The sequence below is a fragment of the Acidimicrobiia bacterium genome (assembly GCA_029210695.1).
Classification (GTDB): Bacteria; Actinomycetota; Acidimicrobiia; order Spongiisociales; family JAHEDJ01; genus JAHEDJ01.
Window position 1 is genome coordinate 1 of the sequence record JARGFH010000114.1, and the last position, 4,732, is coordinate 4,732.

The window sequence follows — 4,732 nt, forward strand, 5'->3', positions numbered from 1 at the left end:
CAGGACCTGATGGCACACTTGATACGCGACCGCGCTAGGTGGCGTCGGTAGATCGAGCACCGCTCGCGGAAGTGCCGGTCTGCTCGGTTCCGAGAGGTGGGCGTTTCTGCTCGGGATCTGTTGTTCGGCGCTGGTCAGTTGAGGCCGAGGACGGTGAGCAACGCGGCGTCGACCCCCCACTGCTCTTCCGGTGTGAGATGGCCGGCGAGGTCACCGAGCCGCTGAAGATCGACTGCACCGACCTGCTCGACAAGCACCCTGGTGAGGGTGCCGTCGATATCGATCTCGGGTCGGAAGGAAGCTGGTTTGGCGCTGGTCGATGTGGGTGCCACCAGAACTACCGATCGTGGGAGGAAGGCATCGGATTGCACGACGACACCGAAACGACGCCCTCGCTGTTCGTGTCCCAGCCCCTTGGGGAGTCGCAGGGCGAAGATGTCACCCCGGTGCACGGAGACTCTCCATGAGCTCGGCCACCGCCATCATCTCCGCGCGGTCGTGGTCATCGGCTTCGAGAGCGGCGACCTCTTCAGCGAGAGCCCGCTTGTCATGAAGCCGGGACGCAGCCTCAACGAGTGCGGCACGGATCGCTTCGGAGCGAGACATGCCGGTTGCCTCGAGCTCGCTCAGGGCATGGAGAGCGTCGTCGTCGAGTCGGACCGATATCGCTTGAGTCATGCGATCAACGTATCACGATCTGTGATACAGGGCAATAGACACGGGCGAAGAGTGCACTCGCACGTGCCGATACCGGACACTCGGCGAGATGTGCGTTCGTGTTCCCGATCTCGTGATCGGCGCTGGTCAGGACGCCTACGTGAGGGTCGTGGTGATAGGCACGGGCTGTTGGCGGACGGGAGAAGCCCCCCTGAGACCCCGGCGTCAGTAGCCTGTAGCGCCATGACCGCCACCGAGCCCGCCCAGACCGCCGGGGCCCTGCCCGACCACGTGGCCGAGAACAGACGTCACTGGGATGAGATGGCCCACGAGTGGGTAGCAATGCGCGACCGGGTCGTCATGGTTCCCCAAGAGGGGATGCTGTTCGCGGGCTCGATCGCCGACAACGTGCGGATGGGACGACCGGAAGCAACCGACGAGGAGCTACAGACCACCTTCGCCCGACTCGGTCTCACCAACTGGCTGGACGAACTGTGGGCAGGGCTCGCTACTCCCGTCGGAGAACACGGTGGAGCAGTGTCGGTCGGCGAGCGACAGCTGGTCACTCTCGTCAGGGCGGCCATCGCCGACCCCGACCTGCTGGTGCTCGACGAAGCCACCTCCGCGGTCGACCCTGCCACCGAGGTACGGATCAGCGGCGCCCTGAATGAGCTCACCGCCGGGCGGACGGTGGTGACCTTCGCCCACCGGATGTCCACGGCGGAAGCGGCCGATCGTGTCCTGGTCTTCGACCAGGGCCGGCTCGTCCAGGATGGACCTCATCACCGGTTGGTGGCCGAAGGCGGCGTGTACGGCCGGTTGTACGACTCCTGGCAACGCGGCACGGGCAGCTGACGGGGATCCAAATCCTGACCTCTGGCGGTACTGCCGGGGTCGTCCGGCCCTGGTACGACACCCATCTGCTCCCAAAACTGAAACAGCCGTCGGAAGAGGAGCCATGCGAACCGGCTTTGCCGTGGGCACGCTGGTAGGGGTTCTGCTGCTCTCTTCGCTCCCCGCTTCCGGTCAGACAGATATCGCCGACAACCTCCCCCTGGAAACGTTCACAGAGGAAGCTCCCGATCCCGGGTTGGTTGCTTCCGAGGCGTTCGGGCCACCTCCGAACGCCGATCCAGCACTGCACGACTTCGCCGGAACCCTGACGATCGAATTGGGACTGATGACGCAAGACAACGTCACCGCGTTGGCGGGCAGCGGCACGTTCCCGGGACTCAGCGCCGAGTTCTTTGTGCACGAGGGATGGCTCGTTCCGGTCGAGCGAGACATCATCCAATCGTCGTGCTGCTGGGACCTCATCCTGTCGCCCGGTCGCGTCTGGTCGGACCCGGATGACGGTGGGTGGTCGCGAGCCGGGTTCCCCTTTGTGCTGATCAACACCGGTTTCCCGGAGGCGCACAACGGACTGGCCACCTTTCTCTACGGTGAGGACGCCGTTTCATCGGTTCGCATCCAGGTGACGGCCGAAACCGCTCCTGAACGGGAGTTCGACGCCCGGGCACTGCTTCCCGCTGCATACCAGCCCAGCCCCGTCGGTGATGACGTTCGTGAAGCATTTGCCTCCGAGCTGGCAGCCCGCCTGCCGGTCCGGCTTATGACCGAACTCAGCGAGCACGTGGGACGTGATCTCGAGACCGAGATCATCGGGAACATCCCTCCTGAAGAGGTATCGGCTTTGGCGGTACTCGCGGATGGGGTCATCTATCAGGGTCGGTCGGCCATCCGCACCGGCAATCATCCATACCCCGAGTCGATCCGCTCGAGTGTGTACTCGATGTCAAAGTCGATGGGCGGCGGGCTTTCGGCGCTCTGACTGGCGAGGGCGTACGGACCGGAGGTTCTGGATGACCGAATCGCCGACTGGTTAGAGGTGACTTCCGATCACGACGGATGGGACGACGTGACACTCCGGCATTGCATCGACATGGCCACAGGAATCGGTGAGAAGAACCCGGAACCATGGCCGCTCGACATCATGAGCGAGGCGGGCGGGGACACGCGCATGGCTCGTTTCTGGGCATCCCGCACGGCCCCGGCCAAGCTCGACGTGGTGTTCTCGTACGGCAACTATCCGTGGGGTCCGGGAGAGGTCGCCCTACACCGACAAACACACGTTTGTGTTTTCGGCGGCCGCCGAAGCGTTCCTGCATGCACAGGACGATGCCCGGACCGATCTGTGGGAGGCGGTCACACGGGAAGTCCTCGAGCCGATCGGACTGCACGGCATTCCGATGACCCATTCGCTGCCCGATCCGGACGGGAATACCGTCGCCTTCTTGTCGAGCGGCCTGTATCCGAATGTACAGGAGTCGGCCAAGGTAGCCCAGCTGCTGATGGACGATGGCAGGTTTGAAGAAACCCAGCTCCTCGAGCCGGACCTCGTGAGGGAAGCGCTGTTTCGCGAAGATGACTTCGGAGGCTACCCGTCGGGAATCGCCAACCCTGACGGTGATCTCGCTTACCGCCTGTCGTTCTGGGGGCTGGCATACGAAGCGGAGGACGGATCGCTCCACCAAATCCCCCACATGTCCGGTTTCGGGGGGAATTACCTCCTCATGGCTCCCAACGATGTGGCCGTACTGGTGTATACCGATCACGGCAACACCAATCTGAGCGGCTACTCGGTTGCGGTGCAGCTGGCCGAGGTAGCCGAGTCGATCAAACCGTTCCCGGCCGGTTCAAGCGCACCGGGTCCGCCGTTGATGGGAAACCGGATCGTGCTGCCGGCCCGGAACCAATCCCTGCTGTGGACGCTCTTCTGGATTGCGATGGCCTGGGCGGCGGCAGCCGTTGCCTCGGCCCTGTACTTGACCGTCCGTGCACGCAGTGGAACGCCGGCCTGGGCGGCGGCGGGACTCGTAACGGGTCCCCTGGCCGTGCTCGGTCATGGCCGCCGGGACGGCGCCGGATTGGGCACTGCCCTTGGCGATGCTGCCCTGGCCGTCATCGGACCGTTCGTCGGACTGGTCGTGGCGACCCTCGGTTTCGGCGCGTTCGACCTGCGCGCGGTGGCGCTGGGCCTGGTGATCGGATGGCTGGCCCTCCGGGTTCCTCTGTCGCGGCGGAATGCCCAATGGACCATCGGCAGGGCGACACTCGAGTTGGCACCGGTCGAGTTTGTCTCAGCGGGGTGGGGGTGGGTGGGAATGATGGTGGCCGCCGACTTCCTGGGCGTCGCCTATCTCGAGCAGTTCGGCCTGGAGGCGGAGTTCGGCTCTCTTCCGTCGATCATGATCGCTGTCGCGGCAGCGCTGGCCGGTTTCCTGACCACGATCCCCGCCCAGCTGTGGTTGGGGCGGAACCGGCTGAGCTCGCTCACGATCGGTCCTGACTCCTCCCTGCCCGGTTGGCCGGCTCGCGCCATTGCCCTGCTCGTCACTGTGGCCGCCCTGGCCGGGGCAATCGCTGTGGCGCTGGCAACGTGAGAGGGGTGGCTTGTGGTTTCGGGGTTCCGGGTTTCGTGTCACGAGTCCGGTCAGTGTGGGAGAGAGATCTCGAGGACCAGGGGCCGATCGGGGTTGCGTTCCTCGTCGGCTACTCAGGAGACATCACCCGATTCGAGAGCGCCGGCCACTACGCCTCATACAACGGGACAGCACCCATCGAAATGTCATCAGCGGGCAGCAAGAAACATCGGCTCAGCCTCCGCGGTAACCGGAAACTGAACCACGCCATCCACATGGCCGCCGTCTCCCAGATCCGAAACGACACTCCCGGTCGGATCTACTACGACAAGAAACGAGGTGAAGGCAAAACCAAGAAAGAAGCACTCCGAGCGTTGAAACGGCGAGTCTCCGACGCCGTCTACAAACAGCTGGCCGCCGACCAGATTTAGGGCCCGGGGACACCCAGGAACGTCTCTGTCGGGGTGGAGCTAGCAAATGGACAATTCGCGTCGGTTTCGGGCAGCCAACCAGGAGGCCCGATCAAGCGTGCTCACGCTGAGTGGCGCCCGCATCGCCCGGTAGCCGAGCGCGGAGGTGCCTGATAGGTCTGTAGGTACGTTGCGGGAGTTTGTTCCGTAGCGTTGCAGGGGTCCCGGCGGGTGTGGCTCTCG

5 protein-coding genes and 1 pseudogene are annotated in these 4,732 nt (G+C 64.4%); 4 read left to right on the forward strand and 2 right to left on the reverse strand.

Annotated features, from left to right (window positions below; translation table 11 throughout):
- Positions 1-134 precede the first annotated feature (134 nt).
- The gene (locus tag P1T08_18205) at positions 135-452 is read right to left on the reverse strand and encodes a type II toxin-antitoxin system PemK/MazF family toxin (protein MDF1598011.1); all 318 of its coding nucleotides are present in this window, start codon (positions 450-452) and stop codon (positions 135-137) included.
- On the reverse strand, positions 439-678 hold the full coding sequence (locus P1T08_18210; protein ID MDF1598012.1) for a ribbon-helix-helix protein, CopG family: 240 nt from the start codon (positions 676-678) through the stop codon (positions 439-441). The genes P1T08_18205 and P1T08_18210 overlap by 14 nt, the downstream gene beginning before the upstream one ends.
- Positions 679-975: 297 nt before the next feature.
- Between P1T08_18210 and P1T08_18215 the strand changes: the two are divergent.
- The 4 genes and pseudogenes from P1T08_18215 (at position 976) to P1T08_18230 (ending at position 4,510) form a co-directional block, all read left to right on the forward strand.
- Positions 976-1,512, forward strand: a pseudogene (locus P1T08_18215) (ATP-binding cassette domain-containing protein).
- A gap of 103 nt (positions 1,513-1,615) precedes the next feature.
- The gene (locus tag P1T08_18220) at positions 1,616-2,488 is read left to right on the forward strand and encodes a hypothetical protein (GenBank protein ID MDF1598013.1); all 873 of its coding nucleotides are present in this window, start codon (positions 1,616-1,618) and stop codon (positions 2,486-2,488) included.
- A gap of 304 nt (positions 2,489-2,792) precedes the next feature.
- Entirely contained in the window at positions 2,793-4,100 is a 1,308-nt protein-coding gene (locus tag P1T08_18225) for a hypothetical protein (GenBank protein MDF1598014.1), read from the forward strand.
- Between the two features lie 53 nt (positions 4,101-4,153).
- Positions 4,154-4,510 (forward strand): transposase, encoded by a 357-nt coding sequence (locus P1T08_18230; GenBank protein MDF1598015.1) that lies wholly within the window; start codon positions 4,154-4,156, stop codon positions 4,508-4,510.
- Positions 4,511-4,732 lie beyond the last annotated feature (222 nt).

Bases quoted from the DNA above. Each gene is read 5' to 3' on its own strand.
- P1T08_18210 (MDF1598012.1), bottom strand. From the start codon at position 678: ATGACTCAAGCGATATCGGTCCGACTCGACGACGACGCTCTCCATGCC.
- P1T08_18220 (MDF1598013.1), top strand. From the start codon at position 1,616: ATGCGAACCGGCTTTGCCGTGGGCACGCTGGTAGGGGTTCTGCTGCTC.